This window comes from Eubacterium limosum (genome assembly GCF_000807675.2).
GTDB classification, from domain to species: domain Bacteria; phylum Bacillota; class Clostridia; order Eubacteriales; family Eubacteriaceae; genus Eubacterium; species Eubacterium limosum.
Genome location: NZ_CP019962.1, coordinates 2,630,764 through 2,656,833, shown reverse-complemented (window position 1 = coordinate 2,656,833; position 26,070 = coordinate 2,630,764). Strand labels below are relative to the sequence as shown.

General features: G+C 51.2%; 22 protein-coding genes and 6 tRNA genes. 7 read left to right on the top strand and 21 right to left on the bottom strand.

The features are described from left to right. The first annotated feature begins 61 nt into the window (after window positions 1-61). From B2M23_RS12475 to B2M23_RS12465, 3 genes are all read left to right on the top strand, one after another. The gene (locus B2M23_RS12475) at window positions 62-1,156 is read left to right on the top strand and encodes a putative NPN-dependent ornithine cyclodeaminase (RefSeq protein WP_038354120.1); all 1,095 of its coding nucleotides are present in this window, start codon (window positions 62-64) and stop codon (window positions 1,154-1,156) included. Window positions 1,157-1,222: 66 nt separating this feature from the next. Then, on the top strand, window positions 1,223-1,888 hold the full coding sequence (gene pyrE / locus B2M23_RS12470) for an orotate phosphoribosyltransferase (protein WP_038354121.1): 666 nt from the start codon (window positions 1,223-1,225) through the stop codon (window positions 1,886-1,888). Window positions 1,889-2,055: 167 nt separating this feature from the next. Beyond that, a complete protein-coding gene (locus B2M23_RS12465) occupies window positions 2,056-2,556 on the top strand; it encodes a hypothetical protein (protein WP_052237492.1) in 501 nt (166 codons plus the stop codon). A gap of 53 nt (window positions 2,557-2,609) precedes the next feature. On the opposite strand, the gene B2M23_RS12460 is transcribed toward B2M23_RS12465, so the two are convergent. Then, window positions 2,610-3,050 carry a hypothetical protein gene (locus B2M23_RS12460; protein WP_038354122.1) on the bottom strand — a complete coding sequence of 147 codons (441 nt, stop codon included), beginning with the start codon at window positions 3,048-3,050 and terminating at the stop codon, window positions 2,610-2,612. A 169-nt stretch (window positions 3,051-3,219) separates the two neighbouring features. Between B2M23_RS12460 and B2M23_RS12455 the strand changes: the two genes are divergently transcribed. Both B2M23_RS12455 and B2M23_RS12450 read left to right on the top strand, forming a co-directional pair. After that, window positions 3,220-3,819, top strand: a complete 600-nt coding sequence (locus tag B2M23_RS12455; protein WP_038354123.1) for a nitroreductase family protein — start codon at window positions 3,220-3,222, stop codon at window positions 3,817-3,819. An 81-nt stretch (window positions 3,820-3,900) separates the two neighbouring features. Next, complete coding sequence (locus tag B2M23_RS12450) at window positions 3,901-4,614, top strand: ATP-binding protein (protein ID WP_038354124.1); 714 nt, start codon at window positions 3,901-3,903, stop codon at window positions 4,612-4,614. 365 nt (window positions 4,615-4,979) lie between these two features. Here B2M23_RS12450 and B2M23_RS12445 read toward each other — a convergent pair. The 11 genes from B2M23_RS12445 to gatC form a co-directional block, all read right to left on the bottom strand. Then, window positions 4,980-5,055: transfer RNA gene (locus B2M23_RS12445), tRNA-Lys, on the bottom strand. 166 nt (window positions 5,056-5,221) lie between these two features. Next, a tRNA-Gln gene (locus B2M23_RS12440) sits at window positions 5,222-5,297 on the bottom strand. Between the two features lie 9 nt (window positions 5,298-5,306). Then, window positions 5,307-5,382: transfer RNA gene (locus B2M23_RS12435), tRNA-His, on the bottom strand. 20 nt (window positions 5,383-5,402) lie between these two features. Further along, window positions 5,403-5,479 (bottom strand) — tRNA-Arg (locus B2M23_RS12430). A 13-nt stretch (window positions 5,480-5,492) separates the two neighbouring features. Further along, window positions 5,493-5,566: transfer RNA gene (locus B2M23_RS12425), tRNA-Gly, on the bottom strand. A gap of 405 nt (window positions 5,567-5,971) precedes the next feature. Next, window positions 5,972-6,463 (bottom strand): metallophosphoesterase family protein, encoded by a 492-nt coding sequence (locus B2M23_RS12420; protein ID WP_038354125.1) that lies wholly within the window; start codon window positions 6,461-6,463, stop codon window positions 5,972-5,974. Window positions 6,464-6,481: 18 nt separating this feature from the next. Further along, window positions 6,482-7,081, bottom strand: a complete 600-nt coding sequence (gene rdgB, locus B2M23_RS12415) for an RdgB/HAM1 family non-canonical purine NTP pyrophosphatase (protein WP_038354126.1) — start codon at window positions 7,079-7,081, stop codon at window positions 6,482-6,484. Window positions 7,082-7,101: 20 nt separating this feature from the next. Then, window positions 7,102-7,824: a ribonuclease PH gene (rph, locus tag B2M23_RS12410; protein ID WP_038354127.1), complete on the bottom strand. Its 723-nt coding sequence runs from the start codon at window positions 7,822-7,824 to the stop codon at window positions 7,102-7,104. A 68-nt stretch (window positions 7,825-7,892) separates the two neighbouring features. After that, on the bottom strand, window positions 7,893-9,332 hold the full coding sequence (gene gatB / locus B2M23_RS12405) for an Asp-tRNA(Asn)/Glu-tRNA(Gln) amidotransferase subunit GatB (RefSeq protein WP_038354128.1): 1,440 nt from the start codon (window positions 9,330-9,332) through the stop codon (window positions 7,893-7,895). 17 nt (window positions 9,333-9,349) lie between these two features. Beyond that, window positions 9,350-10,813, bottom strand: a complete 1,464-nt coding sequence (gene gatA / locus B2M23_RS12400) for an Asp-tRNA(Asn)/Glu-tRNA(Gln) amidotransferase subunit GatA (RefSeq protein WP_038354129.1) — start codon at window positions 10,811-10,813, stop codon at window positions 9,350-9,352. Between the two features lie 10 nt (window positions 10,814-10,823). Then, window positions 10,824-11,111 carry an Asp-tRNA(Asn)/Glu-tRNA(Gln) amidotransferase subunit GatC gene (gene gatC / locus B2M23_RS12395; protein WP_013379276.1) on the bottom strand — a complete coding sequence of 96 codons (288 nt, stop codon included), beginning with the start codon at window positions 11,109-11,111 and terminating at the stop codon, window positions 10,824-10,826. 192 nt (window positions 11,112-11,303) lie between these two features. On the opposite strand from gatC, the gene B2M23_RS12390 reads away from it, so the two are divergent. After that, complete coding sequence (locus B2M23_RS12390; RefSeq protein ID WP_052237493.1) at window positions 11,304-11,924, top strand: class I SAM-dependent methyltransferase; 621 nt, start codon at window positions 11,304-11,306, stop codon at window positions 11,922-11,924. A gap of 45 nt (window positions 11,925-11,969) precedes the next feature. Here the strand turns inward: B2M23_RS12390 and ligA are convergent, their stop codons facing one another. From ligA to polA, 9 genes are all read right to left on the bottom strand, one after another. Then, window positions 11,970-13,970 carry an NAD-dependent DNA ligase LigA gene (gene ligA, locus B2M23_RS12385; protein WP_038354130.1) on the bottom strand — a complete coding sequence of 667 codons (2,001 nt, stop codon included), beginning with the start codon at window positions 13,968-13,970 and terminating at the stop codon, window positions 11,970-11,972. Between the two features lie 30 nt (window positions 13,971-14,000). Then, window positions 14,001-16,205 (bottom strand): DNA helicase PcrA, encoded by a 2,205-nt coding sequence (gene pcrA / locus B2M23_RS12380; RefSeq protein WP_013379273.1) that lies wholly within the window; start codon window positions 16,203-16,205, stop codon window positions 14,001-14,003. Window positions 16,206-16,225: 20 nt separating this feature from the next. Beyond that, complete coding sequence (locus B2M23_RS12375; protein WP_038354131.1) at window positions 16,226-17,365, bottom strand: iron-containing alcohol dehydrogenase; 1,140 nt, start codon at window positions 17,363-17,365, stop codon at window positions 16,226-16,228. Continuing rightward, the gene (locus tag B2M23_RS12370) at window positions 17,362-18,705 is read right to left on the bottom strand and encodes a sensor histidine kinase (protein WP_013379271.1); all 1,344 of its coding nucleotides are present in this window, start codon (window positions 18,703-18,705) and stop codon (window positions 17,362-17,364) included. Before B2M23_RS12370 ends, B2M23_RS12375 begins: the two co-directional genes overlap by 4 nt. Beyond that, a complete protein-coding gene (locus B2M23_RS12365; RefSeq protein WP_013379270.1) occupies window positions 18,689-19,375 on the bottom strand; it encodes a response regulator transcription factor in 687 nt (228 codons plus the stop codon). The genes B2M23_RS12370 and B2M23_RS12365 overlap by 17 nt, the downstream gene beginning before the upstream one ends. Window positions 19,376-19,377: 2 nt before the next feature. After that, on the bottom strand, window positions 19,378-21,483 hold the full coding sequence (locus B2M23_RS12360) for a hypothetical protein (RefSeq protein WP_038354132.1): 2,106 nt from the start codon (window positions 21,481-21,483) through the stop codon (window positions 19,378-19,380). A gap of 262 nt (window positions 21,484-21,745) precedes the next feature. Continuing rightward, window positions 21,746-21,835, bottom strand: a tRNA-Leu gene (locus tag B2M23_RS12355). Window positions 21,836-21,890: 55 nt separating this feature from the next. Next, entirely contained in the window at window positions 21,891-22,505 is a 615-nt protein-coding gene (gene coaE, locus B2M23_RS12350; RefSeq protein WP_038354133.1) for a dephospho-CoA kinase, read from the bottom strand. Between the two features lie 31 nt (window positions 22,506-22,536). Continuing rightward, the gene (gene polA / locus B2M23_RS12345; protein ID WP_038354134.1) at window positions 22,537-25,194 is read right to left on the bottom strand and encodes a DNA polymerase I; all 2,658 of its coding nucleotides are present in this window, start codon (window positions 25,192-25,194) and stop codon (window positions 22,537-22,539) included. Between the two features lie 361 nt (window positions 25,195-25,555). On the opposite strand from polA, the gene B2M23_RS20945 reads away from it, so the two are divergent. After that, window positions 25,556-26,065 carry a hypothetical protein gene (locus B2M23_RS20945; RefSeq protein ID WP_146209094.1) on the top strand — a complete coding sequence of 170 codons (510 nt, stop codon included), beginning with the start codon at window positions 25,556-25,558 and terminating at the stop codon, window positions 26,063-26,065. Window positions 26,066-26,070 lie beyond the last annotated feature (5 nt).

Below are 26,070 nucleotides of genomic sequence, written 5' to 3'. Positions count from 1 at the left end.
GTGCTATAATGAGCTTTAAAAGGAATACTATTTTATGGCTATCAATTAGGAGTGAATTAAAATTATGTTTAAATTACCTGAGTATATCCCACCGGACTTTCACACAGAGCATTTTGCCGGTTCTCCGGACGTTCATACCGAGCCCGCCCCCATGGACGGCGTTGTCCCTGAAAATTTTTACGCAACCTCCATTTTTCCTGAATATTTCAAGATCAACGGCCACTGGATCCTGATCCGTGAAAGCCGGATGGACTGCGTTGTCGTCATTGAGGACGGACTTCCCCATGCGGTCGAATTCCGAAACGTCAAAAAAGGCGACGCGGTTGTCATCGGCCGCAGCGACAACGGCGAAACCGGCGTCTATGTCCACCAAAATGCCTTTAACCGAAATTTCCAGGACAATACAGACAATTTTGCCTTTCGGATGAGCAATTCCAGAGAGACGGCTTTTTCCAGCGATTATGACCGCCTTTACGACCTGCTGCGCTACGAAAAGGATCACGGCTACGTGGTCTGGGTGCTTGGACCGGCGGTCGCCTTCGACTACGATTCCCGAAACGCCATGTCATCGCTCATAAAATCTGGTTACGTCGACGCTCTTTTTGCCGGCAATGCCCTGGCAACCCACGACCTGGAAGCAAGCTTTTTCCACACCGCCCTGGGGCAGGATATTTATTCAAAATGCAGCTGTAAAAATGGCCATTACCATCATATCGAAACCATTAACCGCGCCCGCTCTTCCGGGTCGCTTAAAAATCTGATCCATGACTATAACATCCGCGAGGGCATTGTGCACGCCTGTCTGAAAAAGGATGTTCCCATGGTACTGGCCGGCTCGATCCGTGACGACGGCCCACTGCCCGGCGTCTATTCCGATGTCTATGAGGCTCAGGACGCCATGCGGGCCTATACGCGCAGGGCGACCACCGTCATCTGTCTCGCGACCCAGCTTCACACCATCGCGACCGGCAATATGACGCCCTCTTACCAGCTGGTGGGCGGCGTGGTCCGGCCCGTCTATTTCTACACGGTTGACATCTCCGAATTTGTAGTGAACAAACTTAAGGACCGCGGCAGTCTGAGCAGCGAGTCCTTTATCACCAATATCCAGGATTTTGTTGTGAATCTGGAACGTCATCTGCTTGGCAACGGATAAACTGTTTGCCACCCGGGCGGATATCGTATATAATTTTATTAAGAAAACAATTATCTGGAGGATACTATGGGTTACAAAGAAGACTTTATCGATTTTATGGTGCGCTCCGGCGTTTTGACCTTTGGCGATTTCGTGACCAAAAGCGGCCGTAAAACACCTTATTTCATCAATACTGGCAACTATAAAACCGCTGAACAGATTTCAAAGCTGGGCGAGTACTACGCAGCCTGCATCAAAGAAAACATCGGGGAAATGGATTTTATGTACGGTCCTGCCTACAAGGGCATTCCACTCGTCATTACCGCCGCAGTTTCCCTTTACAGGGATCACGGCGTCAACATTCCCTACTGCTTTAACCGCAAGGAAGCCAAGGATCACGGCGAAGGCGGCAGCATTATCGGCTACAAGCCCCAGGACGGCGACAAGGCCATCATTATCGAGGATGTCATCACTGCCGGCTCCTCTGTCCGCGAGAGCGTTCCGCTGCTCAAAGGCCTGGCCGATGTAGACATCACTGCCCTGATCATTTCGGTCGACCGTATGGAAAAGGGGAATAATGACAAAAGCGCGATCCAGGAAGTCAAAGAAGCGTTTGGTATTACCACTTACCCGATTGTAACCGTACGGGATATCATCGCTCATCTCTACAACTATGAAATTGACGGAAAAATTGTGATTGACGACGAAATGAAAAAGCGCATGGAAGATCATCTTGATAAAAACGGTATTTAACCCGAAAAGCTCCGGAAACCTCCGGAGCTTTTATTATAACGTTCATTAAATTCACGTTAAATCCCTAAGAAGTCACTCTTTTTAAAATCATATTGCTTTCGCTCACATAAGGTGCTACAATGGATTTAATTAGAGATATTCTAAAAATATATGAAAGGAGAAATCACATGTCTGATAGTATTTATTACTCTTCAACCGATGCGGGTGTTGCTGCTATTATTTTATCTTTTCTGGCCGCTTACTTCGTGATCATTTTAATCGTTGGTATCGTCTGCTATGTTTTTAACTCGCTTAGCTTATACCAGATGGCTAAAAACCGCGGTTTTGACAGCCCCTGGCTGGCCTGGATCCCCATCGCCAAGACCTACCTGATGGGTAAAATCATCAACGAAAAGGTCGCCTTTGGTTCATGGGTCATTCCATATGCCCATGTATTCCTGCCGCTGCTGCCATTTGCGAGCGGGCTGCTTTCCATGATTCCATTCATTGGCTGGCTGTTCCCCATCGCCTATGCTGTTTATTATTACGGCGCATTATACCGTCTTTACCGCATGTATAAACCGGAAAACGCTGTTTTATTCCTGGTGCTCAGCATTATTTTTGCGATTACCCAGCCGTTCTTCCTGTTTTCCATGCGCAACAATCAGGAAGAAGAATACCTGGCATAAACCAGACGGTTCAATTCCTATTTACAAAAAAACGTCCCCGCGGGGACGTTTTTTTATGCCTGCTGTGCTGAACGCATATTTCTCCAGGCTCCAAAGGTATAGACTCCCGGAATGATCAGCCCTGCCACAAGGGTAAGGATCATATCCACTGTAAAGCCGGTCCGCAGGCTTCCGTAAATAACAGAGCCCACCTGGAATACAATAATGATGATGCCGAGAATAAAGCACAGCGCGCCCTTTTCCGCTTTTTTAGAAAAAGCAACGCCCAAAATTCCCACCACAAGCTCAAAAGCACAGACAACTGCGCTCACCATCAGATTGACCGAGAGATCCCTGATGGTAATGCCCATAATCTTCTCCATATCCGCCGCCATCGACGGGTCCATGTTATTGTAGCCAATGATACCGGAAACGGCGATAACAGCGCCAAAAACGCCTATGACGGCCATTAAAATCCCGCCAACCTTTAAAACTTTTCTTCCTGCTGCTTCCATAGCTGCACCTCCATACTTTTCCTGACCAATTGTAGCACAATTTTTTTAAAATCACATTATATTTTTATCCTCTGGTGTTATTTTTTTTATAAACCGGGTATATTTTTAAATAATAATTGTTCTAAAATATTATTTCGTATATAAATTTAAATTAAAAGGAGAATACATTATGTCAAAAGATTTTTACAGTGCGATTTTAAACCGCCGCAGTTTCTATGCCATCAGCAAAAAAAGCCCGATCTCCGACAATAAAATCGAAGAAGTGATTGGCCACGCCATCAAGCACACCCCCTCTGCCTTTAACAGCCAGAGCTCAAAAGTCGTTTTACTCTTTGGCGAACAGCACGACAAGCTTTGGGATATTGTGATGGAGACACTCCGTCAGAAGGTACCTGCAAACAAATTCCAACCGACCGAGGACAAAGTCAACAGTTTTAAAGCCGGCCACGGAACGGTCCTTTACTTTATTGACGATACCGTTACAGACAGCCTGGTGGAACAGTTTCCGCTGTACGCAGATAACTTCCCGGTGTGGGCAGAGCAGGCCAATGGTATGCTCCAGTTTTCTGTATGGAATTCCCTGGAAATTGAAGGACTGGGCGCAAACCTTCAGCACTACAACCCCCTTATCGACGAAGCTGTTAAAAAAGAGTGGAAGCTTCCAGATGCCTGGCGTTTAAGAGCACAGATGCCTTTTGGTGAACCCACTGCCATGCCTGGCGATAAGGATTTCCAACCGCTATCGGAACGCTTAAAAGTTTTTTACTAAAATATATTTGTTGCTGATGCAACAGAATTCCTCCGGAAAATATGCTATACTACAGTCAACACCTGAACTGGAGGAACAATTATGATACGTAAAATCATTAAAATTGATAAAGAAAAATGCAACGGCTGCGGCCTGTGTGTAGATGCCTGTCACGAAGGGGCCATCGGTCTGGTTGACGGTGTCGCCACACTGTTAAGGGATGATTACTGCGACGGTCTGGGGGATTGTCTGCCAGTATGTCCTGAAGACGCCATCCACTTTGAAGAGCGGGAGGCCGCCGCTTATGATGAAGCCGCTGTTCAAGCTAAAATGGAAGCTGAAAAGGTTCAGCCCAAGACACTGGCCTGCGGCTGTCCGGGAACAACCTCCCGCAAGATTGAGCATCACTCAAAAACGGAGGCCTGCAGTCACAGCGCTGCCCCTGCCCAGTCCCGCTTAAACCAGTGGCCGGTACAGATCAAACTGGTGCCGCCGAAAGCACCATATTTTGACAATGCAGACCTGCTCATTGCTGCCGACTGCACTGCTTATGCCTACGGTGATTTCCACAATGCATTCATCAAAAACCGGATCACCCTCATCGGCTGCCCAAAGCTCGACGATGTGGACTACGCTGACAAGCTGACGGATATTCTGGCCAATAACGCTATCCGGTCACTGACCGTTGTAAGAATGGAAGTGCCATGCTGCGGAGGCATTGTCAATGCTGTTAAAACCGCTTTAAAAAACAGCGGAAAGATTATCCCATGGTCGGTCACAACGGTATCGACTGATGGCAAAATTTTAGATATTTAATATGAAAAAATAACCCGACCCGTATCGCCACGATACGGGTCGGGTTTATTTGTTCTCTAAATAAAAAAAGCAACTGTCTCACAGCTGCTGTATCTTCTAAAATGGTGACCCATGGGCGACTGCAATTACTCCGCAATTGCCTGCCTCATCCTCTGCTCCCGCGTCGTCTTCGGCAACGCTCACTTTTCAAACGCAGTGCGTTTGAATGCCTCCGGCACCAGCTATTTATGTTCGAAATTGCATTAGCAATTTCATCCAGAGCGCCAGTCGCACTTGCTCCTGACTTGCCTCTTAGCGTTCAAGCCGCCTGGGTTGTTCTTTAAATAAAAAAAGCAACTGTTTCACAGCTGCTCTATCTTCTAAAATGGTGACCCATGGGCGACTTGAACGCCCGACACCCTGATTAAAAGTCAGATGCTCTACCAACTGAGCTAATGGGTCATAAACTATATTCTTTTTCTCCCACTTCGCAATGACGCTTGTCTTATGTTGAAATTGCTCCGCAATTCCATTGAGAGCGTTACTCGCCCCTGCTCGCAACTTGCAACTTCGCTAATGGGCCATAAACTTACTTTTATAAAGACTTTTCCATCTTGTTATAACAAAGTGGCAGGGGTAGCAGGACTCGAACCTACGCATGCCAGAGTCAAAGTCTGGTGCCTTACCGACTTGGCTATACCCCTGTAAAAAAATGGGGTGGACGAAGGGACTCGAACCCTCGACAACCAGAACCACAATCTGGCGCTCTACCAACTGAACTACGTCCACCAAGTTTAAAGGAAAAGATATGGCGCGCCAACAGGGATTCGAACCCCGGGCACACGGCTTAGAAGGCCGTTGCTCTATCCAACTGAGCTATTGGCGCAATTTTGCATAAATGGAGCGGGTGAAGGGAATCGGACCCTCGCGACTGGCTTGGAAGGCCAGGGCTCTACCACTGAGCTACACCCGCATACTTTTAAATAATATTTTTATTTTAACATTTCGCAGAAACTGTCACACTCCCGGACTAAGCGATTCACACCAAATCACAGATTTGGGCTCTCTGCTTATACCACTGAGCTACACCCGCATACTTTTTAATAATATTTTTGTTTTTAACATTTCGCAGAAACTGTCACACTCCCGGACTAAGCGATTCACACCAAATCGAAGATTTGGGTTCTCTGCTTATACCACTGAGCTACACCCGCATACTTTTAAAAATTGTTGCCCTCCGCATTGGCTAAAAAGTGTTGATATCGCCTTGTTCACAGCACTTTCTCGCTGAGGACAAGTGTTAGTATACTGCAAAAAAAGACGAATGTCAACACTTTTTTCACAAAAATGCTTGAAAATATATGATTTTTTACAGAGTTCAGTTTTCCTCTGGCATAAGCGGAATAATCTCACCGCTGGCACTTCCATTTTCAATGGTCAGAATGCCAAAGGTTTTTTCTTTGCCAAAATGAGGAAGGGATACACTGCCTGGATTCATCATTAAAAGGCAGTCATCCTGATCGATCATCGGGATATGGGTGTGGCCGAAAAGCACAATATCCGCGTTTTCCTCCAGCGCTTTATAGCGCAGGGTGCTGTACTCATTCTTAACGTGGAGGGTGTGGCCGTGGCAGGCCAGGATCACCTTGCCGCCAAGCTCGGTCTTGATAAAAAGATGCCCCTCCTGAGAATAGACATCCATATTGCCCTTGGCCGCAAACACCGGCACCGATGTCCAATGTTTGATCTGCAGGGCGTCGTCCACGTAATCGCCCATATGAAAAATCGCCTCTACCTTGCCCATCTGGCTGACCGCGCGTTCCAGGTCGCCCAGATTGCCGTGGCTGTCGCTGACTAATCCGATCCGCATGTTCCCTTCTCCTTTCTGCTACTGGTATTTCTCTAAAATCTGTTTTGCGCGCGCTACTGCTCTGGCACGGTGGCTGACAGCATTCTTTTCCTCTGGCGCCATCTGCGCGTAGCTTTTGCCTGTCTCTTCCACAATAAAGAGCGGGTCATAACCAAAGCCCTCATCCCCCATAAAATCATCGGCGATTCTGCCTCTGACAGTCCCCCGGACGGTCAGCTCCTGGCCATCGGGTAAAATCATGGCAATCACACTGACAAATTCAGCGCCGCGTTTTTCCTCTGGCACATCTTTCATGGCTTTTAAAAGCTTTTCGTTGTTATCGCGGTAGGTCACATCCTCCCCGGCATAGCGGGCAGAATAAATTCCCGGCGCGCCGTCCAGCGCGTCCACGGACAGACCGGAGTCATCCCCCATAATGATCATCTCAGCGTCCTTCACAAAGGGCTGAATGGCTCTTACCTTAATCAGGGCATTGTCCTCAAAGGTTTCGCCGTCCTCGATGATCTGGATGTCGATGCCCATATCCTTCATGGTCTTTACTTCAAATTTATGATCCAGCATGGCCTTGATTTCACAGGCCTTGTCTTTGTTTCCGGTTGCAAGCACTATGGTTTTCATCACAATCCCTTTCCGGGCGCTTAGAGTGTTCCCAGCGCCTCTTTCTGAATGTTAATCAATTGATACACACCGTCTTCTCCCAAAGCCAGTAGCTTCTGGAATTCATCCCGGGTAAAGGGGCGTTCCTCTCCGGTTCCCTGGATTTCAACGATTTCGCCTTTGTCGGTCATGACAATGTTCATATCAACCTCTGCTGTGGAGTCCTCCTCATAACAGAGATCCATAATGGGCTCATTCTGGTTGATGCCGACACTGGTGGCCGCCACGTAGCCGTTAATGGGCCACTCGTCAATGACTTCCTCCTCCATGAGCCAGGTGACTGCGTCATACAGCGCCACAAAAGCGCCGGTGATGGACGCGGTGCGGGTGCCGCCGTCGGCCTGGATCACATCGCAGTCAATCCATATCGTCCGTTCTCCGAGCTTTTCCATGTCGATCACAGAACGCAGGCTCCGGCCAATTAAACGCTGGATTTCAACGGTTCTTCCGTCAATTTTGCCGCGGCTGCGGTCCCTTCCCTTCCGGGAGCCGGTGGAGCTTGGAAGCATTTCGTATTCGGCGGTGACCCAGCCCTTTTTTTCACCTCTTAAAAAGGGCGGTACCTTATCTTCCACCATGGCAGTGCAGATGACCTTGGTATTTCCCACCTCAATGAGCACAGCGCCCTGAGCGTTTCTCGTAAAATGCCGTGTGATGCTCACCGGTCTCAGGCACTCGTTACTTCTTCCGTCAATTCGATTCAAAATTTTCTCCTTCTTTTAATCACAACAACGGACGATCATGAGACCGCCCGTTGCTTTCAGTCGTTTATTCAGCTCTCTAATTTCCTGGCGACCAGCTCGCGGATGATCTTGTTGGCGACCTGCGGGTTTGCCTGGCCCTTGGTGGCCTTCATGACCTGTCCGGTCAGGAAGCCGTAGGCCTTCTGGTTGCCGGCTCCGATATCCTCGATGGATTTCGGGTTGTCTTCGATAACCTGAGCGATAATGCCTTCCAGCTCGCTGGTATCGCTCATCTGAGCCCAGTTGTTTTCTTCCACAATGGCCTTAGGGGTCTTGTCCTCTTCAAACATTTTCTCCAAAACCTTTTTGCCGATGGTCCCGCTGATGGTGCCATCCTTGATGAGCTTAAGCAGCTCAGCCAGCTCGGCCGGACTAAAGGGGATATTTTCCATTGACAGCTCTTTTTCCTTGAGCATGGCCGGGATATCCACCATCAGCCAGTTGGAAATCTGCTTGGGTTCGTCGTACAGCGCAACGGTTTCCTCGAAAAATTTCGCGGTGACCTTGGACGCGGTCAGAACGCCAGCGTCGTAATCCGGCAGCTTGTACTCTGCCACATAGCGGGCGCGCTTTGCTTCCGGCAGCTCGGGCAGGCCGGACTTGATCTGTTCAATGGTTTCATCGGTAATGACAATGGGCACCAGGTCTGGTTCCGGGAAATAGCGGTAATCGTGGGCTTCTTCCTTGCTTCGCATGGAGGAGCTGACGCCCTTGACGTCGTCCCACTTTCGGGTTTCCTGAATAATGCGGTGTCCTTTTTTGAGCTCGATAATCTGGCGTTTGCTCTCGTACTGGACCGCGCGCACTAAGGCCCTGAAGGAGTTCAGGTTCTTCATCTCTGTACGGGTTCCCAGCACATCGCTGCCCTTTTCCTTGACAGAGAGGTTGACATCGAAACGGATAGAGCCCTCTTCCATTTTACAGTCAGAAACGCCCACATATTCCAGAATGTTACGGATCTTTTCTGCAAAAACGCGGGCTTCCTCCGCACCGCGGATATCCGGCTCTGTGACGATCTCGATGAGCGGCACACCACAGCGGTTCACATCGACCAGGGTACCGTCTGCGGATTCATGGAGCAGCTTGCCGGCATCCTCCTCAATATGGATACGGGTAATGCCGATTTCCTTTTTTTCGCCTTCCACTTCAATATCCACAACCCCGCCGGTACAGATAGGCAGGTCAAACTGAGAGGTCTGATAGGCCTTTGGCAGGTCAGGGTAAAAATAATTTTTACGGTCCATTTTGCTGAAATTCGCAATATGGCAGTTCAGGGCCAGTCCGGCTCTTGTGGCATACTCAACGACCTTTTCGTTGAGCACCGGCAGCACCCCGGGCATCCCAAGACATACCGGGCAGGCATGTGTATTTTCATCTGCACCGAACGTGGTAGAGCAGGAGCAGAAAATTTTAGACTTTGTTGCTAATTCGGCATGGATCTCCATCCCGATGACAATATCGTATTCCATCTTTATTCCTCCTTTACCTATACAAGCTTTGGCTTCTGGTCTTTAAACGCGGTTTCACGTTCAAAGGCGTAGGCTGCCTGCAGAATTTTTTCTTCGCTCAGTACCGGACCCAGCAGCTGCATGCCGATGGGCATACCATCGTTGTCAAAGCCACAGGGAATTGAAATCCCCGGAATACCGGCGATGTTCACCGGAACGGTGTAAATATCGGTCAGGTACATTTCCAGCGGGTTACCGGTCTTTTCGCCGATACCAAAAGCGGTCTTGGCGGTGGTCGGTGTCAGCAGGACATCGCAGGAATCAAAAACATTTTTGAAGTCATCCATGATCAGGGTACGAACCTGCATGGCTTTCTTATAATAGGCGTCATAATAACCAGAGCTCAGGGCATAGGTTCCCAGCATAATACGGCGTTTAACCTCGTCGCCAAAGCCCTGGGTTCTTGTTTTGCGGTACATATCGACCAGGTCTGCGTATTCCTCGGCGCGGACACCGTAGCGGATACCGTCGTAACGGGCCAGGTTGGAGCTGGCTTCTGCGGAGGAGATCAGATAATAAGCGGACAGGGCGTAGTCCAGATACTCAAAGGAGACATCCACGATTTTTGCCCCCATACCGCGGTAGGTGTCAATGGCGCTGTCGATGGCAGCGCGCACCTCTGGCTGAAGGCCTTCGCCCATAAATGCCTGGGCCACACCAATCTTCATACCTTTGGCGCCTTCCTTCAGGTTCTGTGTATAATCCTTTTTATCCACCTTGAGCGAGGTTGAATCCTTAGGGTCATGGCCCGCGATGGCGCTTAACACGATGGCGCAGTCCTCAACATCCTTGGTGAAGGGGCCGATCTGGTCTAAGGAAGACGCAAAAGCCACCAGGCCATAACGGGAAACCAGTCCGTAGGTTGGCTTCATACCGACCACGCCGCAGAAAGCGGCGGGCTGGCGGATCGATCCGCCGGTATCGGAGCCCAGTGAGTAGTAAGCCATATCGGAGGCCACTACCACTGCAGAGCCGCCGCTGGAGCCGCCGGGCACGCGTGTGAGATCCCAAGGGTTTTTAGTGACCTTGAAGGCGGAGTTTTCTGTGGAGGAGCCCATGGCAAATTCATCCATGTTGGCCTTTCCGAGCAGAATCCCCTTCTGGGCCAGCAGACGGTCATAGACCTCTGCGTTGTAAGGCGGCACAAAATCCCCCAGAATTTTGGACGCGCAGGTTGTCTGAATACCGTCGGTACACATGTTGTCCTTTAAGGCGTAGGGGATGCCCTCAAGCACATCCTTCCTGCCTTCTTCGGCGATGAGCGCATCCAGCTCCTCCGCCTCTTTCATGGCGGTCTCGGTCGTCAGGCAGAGATAGCCGTCAACCTTATCCTCTACTGCGTCAATACGGTCAACCGCTGCCTGGGTGACCTCTTTGACAGATACTTCTTTCTTTTCAATAAGCCCATTGATCTCATGGACGGTCAGTTGTGATAATTCCAATTCGATCCTCCTATTCCAGAACTCTCGGCACTTTAAAGCAGCCGGCTTCTGATTCCGGCGCGTTGGCCAGGACTTTTTCAATTGGCAGTGAAGGCTTCACTTCATCTTTTCTAAAAACGTTCTGAACCGGCAGAATATGCTCTGTCGGCTTTACGTCTGATGTATCTAATTTATTCAAAGTCGCCGCGTAATCAAGGACTGCGCCCAGCTCATCCGCCAGACGGTCCGTTTCCGTTTCGGTGAATTCAAGGCGGGCCAGATCCGCAACATAGGTAACTTCTTCTCTGGTAATACTCATGATTTCATTCCTTTCGGGTAAATTTTTCTCATTATATCATTATAATTCAAAACCCTTTAAATGTAAATTATTTTCAGTAAAATTCAACCCGTATCGTGGCGGTACGGGTTGGCGCTCTCTTGACAACGCGAAGCTTTTCGCATATAATTATATATGAACAATTATTCATATATAATTATATGCGAGGTCGCTATGAACATTATAAAATACATGGGCACACAATTTGCCAACCCAAGGGGGCTTGGCGGTCATTTCTCCACCTTTCTGATGAACCGGCTTAACACACCCCAGTACAAAAGCATTGAGGCTGTCCTCAGGCAGGTAACTCCTGAGAGAAGCCTGGATATTGGCTTTGGAAACGGCCATCTCCTGCGCCGGTTTGCCAAGGGCTTTCCCGGCCAGTTCTACGGGATTGAGACCTCTGATGACATGCTGGAGCTTGCCATCCGAAAAAGCGAAGCACTCATCGCACAGGACCGTCTGGCCCTTGGGCCGGGAAACGCCCTTCAGCTTCCCTTTCCCGCCGATTTTTTTGATTTTGCCTATACGGTGAACACGGTCTATTTCTGGGAGGACCCCTTAAAGGGCTACCTGGAAATTTACCGTGTGCTGAAGCCCGGCGCTGTCTTTGCCAATGCTTTTTACACAAAGGCCTGGCTGGACCGGCTGCCCATTACCCGCCAGGGCTTTATAAAATACACGGCCGCCGACCTGGTGCACGTGGCCGAAATCGCCGGATTTGAGAATCTCAGGCTGATCGAAATCCTGAAAAACAACATTTACTGCCTTGTGGCCGCCAAACCAGCGGATTAATCTAAAAACCAAGGGGTATCGCCACGATACCCCTTGGTTTTATTTTTATTCCAAGCCGACCATTTTTTTAAAGGTTTCCTCGTCAATGACTGGCACGTCCAGGCTCACGGCTTTCTCAGCCTTTGAGCCGGGGTTCTCACCGGCCAGCACATAATCGGTTTTTTTACTGACTGAGCCGGACACCTTGGCGCCGTGGCTCTCCAGGATCTCCTTGGCCTCACGGCGTCCCATGGTGGGCAGTGTGCCGGTCAGGACAAAGGTCTTACCCGCAAGCTCTGCTGTGGCCCTGGCGGCATTTTCCGTCATATTGACACCAGCCTCGCGCAGACCGTCCACAATGCGGCGGTTGGCGTCGGTCTTGAAAAAGTCCACAATTTCCACAGCCATTTTGCCGCCAATGTCATAAATCTCTGTCAGCTCCTCCTCGGAGGCTTCCATAAGGGCGTCCATGCTGCCGAAGTGGGAGGCCAGTATTTTAGCCCCATTAGCTCCTACCAGCGGAATTCCCAGGGCAAAAACCACCTTGGAGAGGGGCCTGCTCTTGGAGTCCTCTATGGCATTTATGAGGTTATCCACAGATTTTTCACCCATTTTTTCCAGACCGATCAGGTCCTCACGACGGTCCGAAACATGGTAGATATCCACAATGGTGTGGATCAATTCGCTATCCAGCAGCTGTCTCACCACCGCAGGACCCATACCGTCGATGTTCATGGCGTCTCTGGAGGCAAAGTGCACAATCTTGCGGAACACCTGGGCCGGACAGTCCATGTTCAGACACTTGGTCACAGCCTCGCCGGGCACCCGGTAGGTTTTGGAGCCGCAGACCGGGCAATGGGCAGGCATGGTGAAAACAACCTCTGCGCCAGTGCGGTCCTCTGGGATGGAGTGGTCCACCTCAGGGATAACATCCCCGGCCTTCTGGATGACAACCCTGTCGCCGATCCGGATATCCTTGTCGATGATGTAGTCCTCGTTATGGAGGGTCGCCCGGGAAATAACGGAGCCGGCCAGCAGCACAGGCTCAAGCTCTGCCACAGGCGTCAGGGCGCCGGTACGGCCCACCTGCACGGTAATATCCCGCACAGTGGTCACTGTCTGCTCAGGCGAGAACTTGTAGGCAATGGCCCAACGCGGCGACTTAGAGGTGTCCCCCAGCCGCTCCCGCTCCGCCAGATTATTGACCTTGATGACCATGCCGTCAATCTCATAGGGCAGGGCCTCTCTTCCGCCATGTTCCATCTCCTCAATGTAGGTGATGATGTCCTCCATATCCTTGTAAAGCTTCACCTCACTGGTTTTAAAACCGCAGTGTGTGAGGAAATCAAAGCTTTCCTTATGGGTCTCGAAGGACCGATTCTCGCAGTATTCCAGGTTAAATACAAAGATGTCCAGAGGCCTTTCGGCCGCCAGTTTAGGGTCAAGCTGACGGATAGAGCCTGCGGCGGCGTTTCTGGGATTGGCGAACAGGGGCTCACCCTGTTCCTCCCGCGCAGCGTTCAGCTCCTCAAAGTCCTCCTTATAGATCAGCACCTCCCCACGGACCTCCAGGGTCATGGGTTCTGTGAGACGCAGAGGAATGGTCTTGACCGTTTTCAGATTCTGGGTGACATTTTCGCCGGTCACACCGTCGCCGCGGGTAGAGCCGCGGACCAGCAGTCCATTTTCGTAGTCTAACACGACGGTCAGGCCATCGAATTTATGCTCGACACAGTACGCCACATCGGGGCAGACCTTGCGGATACGGGTATCAAAATCCCTCAGATCCCCGGCGTTAAAGGCGTTGCTGAGGCTGAGCTTGGGCGTGGTGTAGTGAACCTTCTCAAAGGCCTCTGACGGCGCGCCGCCCACACGCTGGCTGGGTGAGTCAGAAGTCAGGAACTGTGGATAGGCTGTCTCCAGACTGATGAGCTCCTGCATCATGCGGTCATACGCATAGTCTGGTATGACAGGCGCGTCCTTATCGTAATACCGGACATTGTTCTCTTCAATTTGTTTTTTAAGCTGGCTGATTTTGGCCTCAGCCTGTTTTAGTTCTTCATTCATAAGTGATTGTCCTCAACGCAAAATTTAGACCTAGGCTTTTGTTACATAAGATGGGTCCAGTTTCTTTATACCCACTCCTGGGAATGCGATTGACACCTGATTCGGTTTTACCTCGACAATGGTGCCGATGCCAAATTTTTTATGCTTGACCTTATCGCTGAGATTAAAGGCGCCGGAGCTTTCCTCCTTGGCCTTTTTAGGCGCTGCAGATTTATAAACATTGGGTTTATGCTGCAAATGGTCGGAAAAGCTGTAGGTCTTTTTCTCCACCGAGGCTTCCTCGACAATCTCGTTGCGCTCGTATTTCTGGACATTCAGTTCCAGGCATTCCGGAGGCAGCTCCTTCAGGAAGCGGGACTGCATCTGAGGCTGGCGGCGTCCGTAAACGGTGCGTTCTGCCGCCCATGACATATACAGCCGCTCCTTGGCGCGGGTGATGCCCACATAGCAGATACGGCGTTCTTCCTCCATTTCCTCTGGGTTGTCCATGGAACGGCCGTGGGGGAATATCCCTTCCTCCACGCCGGGCAGAAAGACCACTGGAAACTCAAGCCCCTTGGCGTTGTGCAGGGTCATGAGCAGGATCTTCCCTTCCTCGCTGTCATACTTGTCGGTTTCTGCTGTCAGGGCCACGGTTTCCAGGTAGGCGGTCAGGCTCTTGTCATCGCTGTTCTTTTCAAATTCCACGGCCGAGGAGATCAGCTCCTCAAGGTTTTCGATACGGCTCTCGCTGTGGTCCAGCTTGCCGAGCTCCAGCATCTCAAGATAGCCGGTATCCTTGATGACATGGTCGATGAGCTCGCTGACCGAATCGGTTTCGCAGCGGTCCCGCAGCTCCTCCATGACCGCGGCGAACTCGCGGACCTTGTTGCGCACACTGGAGCTGAGCTCTGGCACTTCCTCGCAGTGGTAAAAAGTTTCCATGAGGCTCCAGCCCTTGAACTCGGCAAATTCCCGGATTTTTTCCAGGGTGGCTGTGCCGATGCCGCGCTTAGGTACGTTCACGATGCGCATAAAGCCGATATTGTCCAGGGGATTGATGAGCACATGGAGGTAGGAAATAATATCCTTGATTTCCATACGTGAGTAAAAGCCTGTGCCTCCGATGAGCTGGTAAGGCATGCCCTCGCGCATGAAAGCCTCTTCAAAGAGACGGGACTGGGCATTGGTGCGGTAGAGCACCGCAAAGTCGCCGTAGGTATAGCCCTTATCTGCCCTCAGGTTCTCGATTTCCTGAGCTACAAAGCGGGCCTCGTCATAGCCCTGGTTAAAGGATGAGACGACGATCTTATCCTCCCCGGGATTTCGGGTCCAGAGGTTTTTATCCTTACGGCCAGTATTGTTGGCGATCACCTTGTTGGCACAGTCCAGGATCACGCTGGTGGAACGGTAATTTTCTTCCAGCTTGACAACCTTGGCGTCAGGATAGTCCTTTTCAAAGTCGAGGATATTGTTAATATCTGCCCCACGCCACATGTAGATACTCTGGTCGTCGTCCCCGCACACACACAGGTTGCGGTGCTTCGCGGCCAGCAGGTTAACCAGCTCGTACTGGCTGTGGTTCGTATCCTGGTACTCATCGACCAGAATGTACTTAAACCGGTTCTGGTACTGCTCCAGAATTTCGGGAAAGCCCTTAAACAGCACCAGCGTGTTGTAGATGAGGTCATCGAAGTCCATGGCGTTGTTCTTTTTCAGGGTGTCCTGGTACAGGCGGTAGTACTGGGCCACCTTCTCTGCCCGGAACTCGCCGGGGTTGTTCTTCAGGTAATCCTCCGGCGTCCAGAAATTATTCTTGGCTGTGGAGATCTGGCCCGATACATACTGGAATGGAAACATCTTATCGTTAAAATCCAGCTCCTTGATCAGGGTTTTGTAGAGGCGCTTCTGGTCGTCGGTATCATAGATGACAAAGTTGTCTTCATAGCCCAGCCACTGGCTGTGGATACGCATGATGCGGGCGCACATGGCGTGGAAGGTATACATCCAGATGCGGTCGCTCTCCTCCACATTCATGGCGGCGATACGCTCGCGCATTTCGCCCGCTGCTTTATTGGTAAAGGTAATGGCCAGGATCTGTGACGGCCAGGCCTTTTTACTCTCGATAATATAAGCGATTCTGTGGATAATGGTCCGGGTTTTCCCGGAGCCGGCACCGGCCAGAATCAGAACCGGCCCTTCGGTCGTTGCTGCTGCTTCCCTCTGCTGTTCATTCAGTCCGTCTAATAAACTCATTGTTCCTCCGCTTGTTCTCTCTAAAACAAAATATCGCCGTAGTAGATGCTCTTTAAAACCTTGTCCATTTCCTCGCGGGTCATCGGCACCGGATTACGGGCGGTCGAGCCCTTCATGGAATTGTCCAGAAGGCTCTCGTAATGGGCGTTGAAGTCCTCCTCGCTGATCCCCATCTCCCTGAAGGTTTTAGGAACGCCAAACTGGGCGTTAAAGCCCTCGATGGTCTTTATAATATCGGCTCCGATCATTCTTGACAGCTCATCCAGATCTGCCTTGACGGCCTCATCCCGCGCGTTGTACTTGAGAACATAGGGCAGGGCCACTGCGTTGAGCAGGCCGTGGCTTGTGCCAAAGCGTCCGCCGAAGGCATGGGCAATACCGTGGTCCATCCCCAGGCCGGAGTTCTGGAAGGCCAGACCGGCCAGGCACTGGAAGTTGTGTACCTTCTGGCGGTTTTCCACATCGCCCTTTTCGTAGGAGAGGGGCAGGTACGCGCACAGCCCCTCCACTGCGCCCTTGGACATGAACTTGCAGAAATCGTCGTTGTTCTTGTTAATGTAGCTCTCGACCGCGTGGGTCAGGGCATCCATACCGGTTTCTACCATGACGTGTTTTGGCATGGACAGGGTCAGGCTGCCGTCGAGGATGGCGATGTCGGGGATAAACGCCGTGGTCTTCAGGCCCACCTTAATATTTTCCTCTGCAAAGGTAATGACCGCTGCGCGGGTGACCTCACTGGCAGTGCCAGAGGTGGACGGCGCAGCGATAAACTGAAGCTTTTTCCGTTCTGCCGGCGCCTTTCCGCCGCGGATATCCTCCAGTGTAAGTTCCGGGTATTCGCACATCAGGGTCATAACCTTGGTGGCGTCGATGGCGGAGCCGCCCCCCACTGCCATGACCGTGTCCGGGTCAAAGGCCTTCATGGCCGCAAGGCCGGAGAGCACCTCGCCGGTGGTCGGGTTGCCGCCAATCCCGCTGTACACCTCGCAGGTTTTGCCCTGCTCCGCGAAAACTGCTTTGATGTGGTCAATGGTTCCGTTTTTAAACATAGCGGACTTTCCGGTGACCACAAAGATCCGCTGTCCATCCAGATTTTTAATATAATCAATGGCGCCTGGTCCTGTGACCAGCTTATTGCCGTTAAACTTTAATTCTTTCATTCGTTTGCCTCCTTTGGTCCTTCATAAGACGGGAACACAATGATCATTTTGGTTCCCACATTTTCTTCGCTTTCCACCCGGATGATGCCCTTGTGCTTCTGGACGATCCAGTAGGCGATGGACAGGCCAAGGCCTGTGCCGCCCTCTGCTCTGGAGCGCACCTTATCCACACGGTAGAAGCGCTGGAAGATTTTCTCCTGTTCCTCTTTGGAAATACCGATGCCCTTGTCGGTCACACAGATTTCAATGCCTTCTTCAATCCGCTCTGCCTGGACGACGATGGTTTTATTCCGCTCGTCAGCCCCCGGCTCGGTATATTTGATGGCGTTGTCGATGAGGATGACCATGAGCTGAGTCAGCTGCTTTTCATCCCCCATCACGTTCAGTTCCTCCATAGGGACTTTGCTGAGGATCGTGATGGATTTCTGGGCAGCCATGGGGATAAACCGCTCAGTAACCTCCATAATCAGGTAGCCAATATCCACCGGCGCAGGCTCAAAATGCACGTCGCCAGAGTCGGCCCTGGCCAGAAACATCAGGTCCTCGACAATATGGTGCATGCGCTTGGTCTCGTCATAGGCGTTGTCCAGCCAGGTGGACTGGCTCTCAACGGTTTCGTCGCCGCTGGCCTTCACCACTTCCAGATTGGTCTGGATAACGGCAATGGGCGTCCTGAGCTCATGGGACGCATCCGCGAGGAATTCCCGCTGCTGGTCCATACTCTTTCGCACAGGCACCAGCGCCCTGCCGGACAGAAAATAACCGCACAGTAAGGAAAGGGTCGCGCCGGCCAGCACCACGATAAGGATCATCCGGACCGCGTTCTTTAACACACCGCGCTCCGTATCCATATTTTTCATGGCCTGCACCACCCGCATTTCACCATCCTTACTGACGGTAACATAGGTACAGATTTTAAGATTATTGTCGTCGGTCTCATAGTCACTGATCAGGTACTTGTCCCGGTTGCCGCTGAAATAGCGGTTGATAAGCCGGAAAAGCTGGTCCTGATTCAGAGGCTGGGACTCGGACTTGTCCATCACGTTAAACGCATCATCCCAGATGGTAAAGGCAATGCTGTTGTGCACCAGTGTGTCCTTAAACTCCTGGTAGCCCTTCTGGGTCTCTGGCGCAACCGTGCCGCCCTCCTGCTGGGTCTGGAGCTGCTCAACATTGTTGGCCAGCTGGGAGCAGTAGATCTCAAGGTTGTTGCTGACGCCGGACTCCATGTCCATGTTGATGGTCAAATAGAGCGAAACAGCGACAAATACCGACAATCCAATCAGGACCGCGGTATTCATCAGCGTCAGGTTTAATCTTAATTTATTGAGGCTGAGCATTGTCCTCTTCCTTCAGCACATAGCCCAGACCACGGATCGTCTTGATGACAGTCCGGGATTTTTTCAGTTTTTTCCGCAGGTAGTGGACGTAAATCTCCACCGAATTCTCCATGGCCATGCTCTCAATGCCCCAGATCCGGTCGAGGATCTGTTCCTTTGAGATGGTCATCCCCGGGTTTCTGATAAACATTTCCAGCAGCTGGGCCTCCTTGGAGGTCAGCTTGATGGGCGCGCCGCCGATGAGCAGCTCGCCGCTGTTGATGTTCAGCGATAAATCGGAAAAGGTGATGGCATTGTCCTGATAAACCTCCCAGGGACGTCTGCCCAGGGCGCGGATACGGGCCAGCAGCTCCTCAGTGACAAAGGGCTTGACAAGGTAATCGTCCGCTCCCATATCCAGGCCCTTTACCTTATCGGCCGTACTGTCCTTTGCGGTCAGGAGCAGCACAGGCACGTTCTTGCCGCGGTCGCGGATGGATTTGAGAATGTCCAGCCCGCTCATACCTGGCAGCATAATGTCCAGGACAATGACGTCGTAGACATCATTCTCGCTGAGCAGCTTGCCCTCAATGCCGTCGTGGACCACATCGACCAGGATTTTATTTTTTTCAAGGATTTTCCCCAGGGCGGTTGCCAGAGACACTTCATCCTCTACCAGTAAAACACGCATGCTTACTCACCCCGCTTGTCGTCGTCCCAGTTCAGGGGCTTGAATTCGGGCTCGGGCGCCGCGTCTGCCGGTGCCGCCTGCGGCCGGGGCGTTTCGGGCTCGGTATTTATTTCCCGGGTTATGGGCTCTGCCGGCTGCTCGGCCAGGGTGCGGTCAACCTCCCGTTTACATTCGAGGAAGGTCTGCACTGCCCGCTCATAATTGTCCAAAAAATCGGTATCCGGCAGGATGTTTTTATCCATCAGATAGTAGATAAACAAGCCGATATAGTAGGTCTTTTCCGGCTCAATGGTCTTAAGGCTGGAGTATTTGAAAAAGGCGGTCACCAGGTCGTCCCCGGCTGCCAGAATATCGCCGCCAATGCGGACCCACTCCTTGGACAGGGTATCGATGAGGGAGGCCTTAAAGTAGCACCACAGCAGCCCCTTGGCAATGCTCTCGCCCGCAATCTCCAGATTGGCCTGGAGCTCCTTGGCGCCGTTTTTAAAGGCGTCGAGAATCTTGGGCGCGTAGATGACATCCCCGGTGGCGTAGCGCTTGCGCAGGCCGCTCTTTTCAGGAATCAGCCGGTTCAGGAGTATATCGTCCTGCCGCAGTTCCTTCTGAATGACATACCACTCGTCGTACAGGCAGAAGGGCATGTAGCCAAAATCCCTGAACAGGTGGTCGGACACCCGCTTGACTTCCATGAGCTGCTCAGGGTCGCCGTAGACAGCCTCCTCAACCTCAATGAAGTTTTCCATCTGGTAAAACATATTGTTGCGCTCAAAATAATGGCTGATGCCCATGATCAGCTTGACGTCGCGGCTGAAGAACAGGATGCCGTCCAGCTCGTCATCGTTTGGCACCTCGTCCTCCATTGGCAGCTGGAGGTACTGGCGGCCGTTGTACATCATCTCGTTACACGGGAAGTACAGGTCGTTGGGATAGTCGTCGGTATACATGAAAAACAGACGCTTGCTCTGGTCAAAGGCGACAATATAACCCTTGGTCGCAAAGAAAGCCCAGCCTGTTTCCGGATCCTTTTTGCCGTATTTTACATGGAAGCCGTCCGCGTACAGGCAGTTCTTCGCAATGTACTCGGCTGCCTTTTCTTTACTGTCGATCCCCATGAGCGCCAGGTTGGCCGTGTATTTTTTCCAGAGCAGCTCTACTGCCAGGCCATCTGGGGCCTGTATGGGCGATTTGCGCCCCTCGGGGTCTTTTCGGATGTTTTTGGCAATACAGAGCAGCACGCAGTCCAGATGAATGGTGTCAATGGCTTCATCGGGCTTCAGAGATTTCAGGTCTCTCACGACTTTCTCGTTAATGATGTTGAGGGTGTCGCGTATGCGGCGCTCCTCTTTCTTGGTGGTCTTTGTATTGAAATTGTCAATGGTTTTGGTAATGGTCTTTGCGTTTTCCACGCCATTCACATAGCACTGGACATTTTTTTCCGGATCGCCGGTATAGAAAAGATTTTTAAAGTCGATCAGGTAATAGTCCTCAGTCTGCCTCATTTCATAGTCAATGACGGTTTCGTCCTTGATCATGACGTAGAGCAGTGTTTTCTTTTCAATGCGCTCCATAATAAAGCCCTTGCGGGAGAAAAAGGCGTTGACGTAGGTTCGCGGCACTTCCTCGCTGCAGTTCATAGACAGCTGTTCCATGTAAAGGGTATTCTGCATCATGTAGCTGACAAAATTTTTGCTCTTGTCCAGCCCGTTGTTTTCCAGATTGTCAAAGAAGCCGTAGAGCAGCACCTTGTAGACAATCTTGGCCATGTCGTTCTGCTTGTTGATGATCCGGTCGGTCCGGTTGATAATGGTCTGGTTCAGACTGGTCTTATCCGAAAAATAATTCGGTTCGACGACCAGCAGCGCTTCGACTGCCAGAAAGATCAAGGTGTCAATATCCACGGCTGCCATGTTGGTGGCGTGGTAGTTTTCCTTGAGGTTTCCCATGACACGCTGGTACATTTCGTCGATCTGGCTGATGCCCTCCTTGATGGTCCTGTGGCATTCGCTGCAGAGCGCGTCGTATTGTATGTTAATCCGTGAATTGTTTATTTTTAAAGAACGCTCAAAAAACCCCAGTTCTTTTCCGCATTTTTCACAACAATTCTTCATTAAAACACCCTTCCTTTCGATTGAAATAGATCTATTGGTTAAATCCTTCATCCACATCTAACACTTTGCATAGTTCATTATAGTTTATCATAAAACCCTTAAATAATGTAGCTAAAAAGCGGGGAAGATTTGGTCAAAGCACAAAAAACCAGAGAAACAGGCTCTCTGGTAAGAAAAATTATTTTCAAAGGGTATCGCCGCGATACGGGACGGAAATAAAAAAACCATGGAACACTCTTCCATGGTTTTGTTTTTTATAAAATGGTGCGAGGAAAGGGACTTGAACCCTCACTGGAGATAAGTTCCAACAGGCCCCTCAAACCTGCGCGTCTGCCAATTCCGCCATCCTCGCATAAATGCGGACCGATTGTATCACCGGCCCGTGACCTTATTTATTATAAACGGTCTTAGCTCATAATGCAAGCATTTTTTAATTTTTCTTTCATATAAAAATCAAGGCTGTTTTTGAGGTCAGCCAGCGAGCCGTTATTATAGAGGATGGTGTCTGCCAGCGCGATCTTTTTTTCGTCAGGCATCTGGATCTCGATTTTCTTTTTTGCCAGACTTTCGTCCACGCCGTCCCGCTCCATGATGCGTTTAAGCCTTGTCTGGACATCGGTCACTACCAGCAGAACCTCGTCCACCTCCTCGCGCTGTCCGGCCTCGATGAGCAGCGGGCAGTCGTAGATGACAAGCGGCTTCCCGTCCCGTTTCAGCCTTTCCAGGCTCGCGTAGTACAGATCCTTGATGGCCGGGTGCAGGATAGCGTTCAGCCGGTCCCTCACCGCACTGTCGTCGCAGATGAGCTCCCCCATACGGCTGCGGTTCAGACTGCCGTCGGGCAGGAGAACCTCACGGCCAAAGGCGGCCTCGATCTGGCGCATGCCGGGGCTCCCCGGCAGCACAGCCTCTCTGGAAAGCAGATCGGCGTCGATGACGGGCAGCCTGTAGTCCTCCCTGAAAATGGTGGAGACCGTCGATTTTCCCGAGGCGATGCCTCCGGTTAATCCGATAATTTTCATTGCCTTTCTCCTTTCAGAAAGCCGGCCCGTTCTATTTGACCGCGTACCAGGAATCCCCGGCGTGGGCGTCCACTGTCAGGGGCACCTTGAGGTCTACGGCGTTTTCCATTTCCTCTACCAGCAGCTTCATGACGGTTTCCTGCTCGGCCCTGAGGGTGTCGATGATCAGCTCATCGTGCACCTGAAGGATCAGCTGAGATTTCAGTCCCTCGCGTTCAAGACGGTCGTAGACCTTGATCATGGCGATTTTAATGATGTCCGCGGCTGAGCCCTGGATCGGAGTATTCAGCGCCATGCGCTCACCGGCCTGCACCAGCATCCGGTTTCGGGAATTGATCTCGGTGATGTAGCGTCTGCGCCCCCAGATGGTGGTCACATACCCCTTCTCCTTGGCCTCGGCCTTGATGTTTTCCATATATTCCAGCACCTTGGGGTATCTGGAGAAATACAGGTCGATATAGGACTGGGCCTCGCCCCGGGTGATGCCCAGGTCCTTGCCCAGGCTGAAAGCCTGCTTGCCGTAGATCAGGCCGAAATTGATGGCCTTGGCGTGGCTCCTCTGCTCTCTGCTCACCGCGTCCATGGGCACGTTAAAAATCTCGGAGGCGGTCCGGGTGTGGATGTCCTGGTTCTTCACAAAGGTGTCGATCAGGTTTTCATCTCCGGACAGGTGGGCCAGCACGCGCAGCTCAATCTGGGAGTAGTCGGCGTCGACCAGCACCCGGTCCTCGGCTGAGGGCACAAAGACCTTGCGGATTTCCCGGCCCATCTCCGTCTTGACCGGGATGTTTTGAAGATTGGGGTCGGACGAGCTCAAACGTCCGGTGGCGGTGACGGTCTGGTTAAAGGTGGAGTAGATCTTGTGGGTTTTGGGGTCTACCAGCTTAATCAGGCCCTTGCCATAGGTGGAATCCAGTTTGGAGATCATGCGGTAGTCGATGATTTTCTGGATAATGGGGTGGAACAGCACCAGCTGGTCCAGCACCTCGGCGTTGGTGGAATAGCCGGTCTTGGTCTTTTTAACCACTGGCAGCTTAAGCTTATCAAAGAGGATGGCGCCCAGCTGCTTGGTGGAATTGATATTAAAATCATCCTCCTCAGCCAGCTCGTAAATTTCCGAGGTCAGGGTCTCGATCTTTTTCTCAAACTCTACGGACAGCTCCTCAAGCTGGTGGATATCCACCTTAAAGCCCAGTGCCTCCATGGAGGCCATGATTTTGAGCAGGGGCAGCTCAATGTTCTGGAACAGGCCGGTCATGCCGTCGGCTTCGATCTTTTCCGCCAGAGGTTTTTCAAGACGATGGATGACCTCGCAGTTTTTAACCATAAAGGCAGCCAGTCTGGCGATGTCCATATCCTCTGCCCGCACCAGGGTCTTGCCCTTGCCGAAGAAATCCTCCTCACTCTGGATGGTGTCGCCCAGATATTTCATGGCAACTGTCTGAAGATCATAGCGCTGGTCGGACGGGTTCAGCAGGTAAGCGCCGATATAGGTATCAAAGGTGTAATTGACAATGACCGAGCACTGGCTGTGGTAAATATGGGTCAGGTTCTTGAGGTCATGGCCGACGGTCTGCAGGCTGTCGGCCTCAGGAATTTCACCGAGACCGCTGAAAAAGGCTGAAACCATGGCGGGCTTTTCCACAAAGTAGTACACACCGCCGATATACGCAGCCACCCAGACTCGGTCGTCCTCGCGGTAGGCGTAAACCGTCAGCTTCAGCTCTCTGGCCAGGCGGTTCATGACCGTGATCATCTCTGTGGTAGTGCCGATGGTGGTGTACTGGATATCGCTGGCCGCCACCGGTTCGTCTCCCTCGCCGTCATCGGACAGGATTTTATTGAGAATGGACTTGAATTCCAGGTCCTTGAGCATTTCGATGCTCTCCTCGGTAAAAATCGGCTTAAAGGCCAGATCCTCAAGGCTCAGGTCAAGGGGCACATCGAGGCAGATGGTGCCCAGGAAACGGCTCGCAAAGGCAGATTCTTTACCGGTTTCCAGCTTTTCCTTCTGTTTTCCCTTGAGGTCGTCGATGTGCTCGTACAGCGTGTCGATATTGTGGTACTCCTTGATGAGCTTGATGGCAGTCTTTTCGCCTATGCCGGCAACACCGGGAATATTGTCGGACGGGTCACCCATAAGGGCTTTAACGTCGATGAGCTCCTTGGGCGTCACACCATAGCGTTCCATGATGTAGGCGTCGTCCACAGTGGCGAACTGGGTGCCGCTGCGGGTCGCCGTATAAAGCACGTTGACATAGTCGTCCACCAGCTGGAAGGAATCCTTATCCCCTGTGATAATCTGGGTCTTCGTCTCTCTGGCTTCCCCCTGCTTGGAGAGGGTGCCGATAATATCGTCGGCCTCATAGCCCTCCTTTGTGATCATGGGAATCCCCATTTTGCCGAGCAGCTCCTTGAGCAGGTCCATCTGCACCTGCAGATCCTCAGGCATTTTGTCACGGCCGCCCTTATAATCCTCGTACTCCTTATGCCGGAAGGTTGGGGTGCTCAGGTCAAAGGCTACTGCCAGATAATCTGGCTTATACTCATTCTGGATTTTTACTAAGACGTTGACAAAGCCGTAGATGGCGTTTGTAGGAATGCCTTTGGAATTGGACATTTCCCGCACGCCGTAAAACATACGGTAAACCAGGCTGTTTCCGTCGATTAATATACTTTTTTTATTCACGTGAATCCTCCATGGATTTAATTTTGGTCGGTGAGCCCGTATCGCGGCGATACGGGTTGAAGAAAGGAGATGAAATTTGGACTCATTTCTAAGGAGCACAGATTCTTCGGAAATTCTTTTTTCTTTTTAGGAAAATTCAGCGTACCAAAAAACTGAGAGACGGAGCCTTTTACCTAAGAAAGAAAAAAGCGTCCTGCGGGCCTTCCCTTCACAACGATATCTTCTTCTCTAAAGTTGATGCTTTATCTCGCCAGTGTCCGGCTGTACCGGTAATGCGGCACGATTCCTAGTCGTTGTCCACAGCGCTTGGATCTTTTTGCTTATCTGGATAAAAGGCGCAGTCTCGGACTGGGCCACTTCTTTGACAGCCCGTTTTTTCCTTTCAGGAAAATTTCCTCATCATCTGCGTTTGCTTCGTTACCGGTCGCCCATTCGCCTATCGGCTCTTTCCTTGCTCCCTGCCAAATTTCCTTTGGAAATTTGGACTCGTTTCAAGGTGCACAGATTCTTCGGAAATTCTTTTTTCCTTTCAGGAAAATTTCCTCATCATCTGCGTTTGCTTCGTTACCGGTCGCTCATTCGCCTGCCGGCTCTTTCCTTGCTCCCTGCCAAATTTCCTTTGGAAATTTGGACTCGTTTCAAGGTGCACAGATTCTTCGGAAATTCTTTTTTCCTTTCAGGAAAATTTCCTCATCATCTGCGTTTGCTTCGTTACCGGTCGCCCATTCGCCTGCCGGCTCTTTCCTTGCTCCCTGCCAAATTTCCTTTGGAAATTTGGACTCAGCTTCATTATACCAAAAGCGGCTTAAATGTACAGGGGTATTGTAAAAGCTTCTCTCTGTCAGAAGCAGGTGGTTTCATGAAAAGCTGATAAAA

What these genes read in the sequence shown, in the direction of transcription:
- B2M23_RS12390 (WP_052237493.1), top strand. Translation starts at nt 11,304, where the DNA reads ATGAACATTATAAAATACATGGGCACACAATTTGCCAACCCAAGGGGG.
- B2M23_RS12455 (WP_038354123.1), top strand. Translation starts at nt 3,220, where the DNA reads ATGTCAAAAGATTTTTACAGTGCGATTTTAAACCGCCGCAGTTTCTAT.
- pyrE (WP_038354121.1), top strand. Translation starts at nt 1,223, where the DNA reads ATGGGTTACAAAGAAGACTTTATCGATTTTATGGTGCGCTCCGGCGTT.
- B2M23_RS12360 (WP_038354132.1), bottom strand. Translation starts at nt 21,483, where the DNA reads ATGAAGAATTGTTGTGAAAAATGCGGAAAAGAACTGGGGTTTTTTGAG.
- gatB (WP_038354128.1), bottom strand. Translation starts at nt 9,332, where the DNA reads ATGGAATACGATATTGTCATCGGGATGGAGATCCATGCCGAATTAGCA.
- B2M23_RS12450 (WP_038354124.1), top strand. Translation starts at nt 3,901, where the DNA reads ATGATACGTAAAATCATTAAAATTGATAAAGAAAAATGCAACGGCTGC.
- B2M23_RS12370 (WP_013379271.1), bottom strand. Translation starts at nt 18,705, where the DNA reads ATGCTCAGCCTCAATAAATTAAGATTAAACCTGACGCTGATGAATACC.
- B2M23_RS12375 (WP_038354131.1), bottom strand. Translation starts at nt 17,365, where the DNA reads ATGAAAGAATTAAAGTTTAACGGCAATAAGCTGGTCACAGGACCAGGC.
- B2M23_RS12460 (WP_038354122.1), bottom strand. Translation starts at nt 3,050, where the DNA reads ATGGAAGCAGCAGGAAGAAAAGTTTTAAAGGTTGGCGGGATTTTAATG.
- ligA (WP_038354130.1), bottom strand. Translation starts at nt 13,970, where the DNA reads ATGAATGAAGAACTAAAACAGGCTGAGGCCAAAATCAGCCAGCTTAAA.
- gatC (WP_013379276.1), bottom strand. Translation starts at nt 11,111, where the DNA reads ATGAGTATTACCAGAGAAGAAGTTACCTATGTTGCGGATCTGGCCCGC.
- pcrA (WP_013379273.1), bottom strand. Translation starts at nt 16,205, where the DNA reads ATGAGTTTATTAGACGGACTGAATGAACAGCAGAGGGAAGCAGCAGCA.
- B2M23_RS12365 (WP_013379270.1), bottom strand. Translation starts at nt 19,375, where the DNA reads ATGCGTGTTTTACTGGTAGAGGATGAAGTGTCTCTGGCAACCGCCCTG.
- B2M23_RS12465 (WP_052237492.1), top strand. Translation starts at nt 2,056, where the DNA reads ATGTCTGATAGTATTTATTACTCTTCAACCGATGCGGGTGTTGCTGCT.
- B2M23_RS12420 (WP_038354125.1), bottom strand. Translation starts at nt 6,463, where the DNA reads ATGCGGATCGGATTAGTCAGCGACAGCCACGGCAATCTGGGCGACCTG.
- coaE (WP_038354133.1), bottom strand. Translation starts at nt 22,505, where the DNA reads ATGAAAATTATCGGATTAACCGGAGGCATCGCCTCGGGAAAATCGACG.
- rdgB (WP_038354126.1), bottom strand. Translation starts at nt 7,081, where the DNA reads ATGAAAACCATAGTGCTTGCAACCGGAAACAAAGACAAGGCCTGTGAA.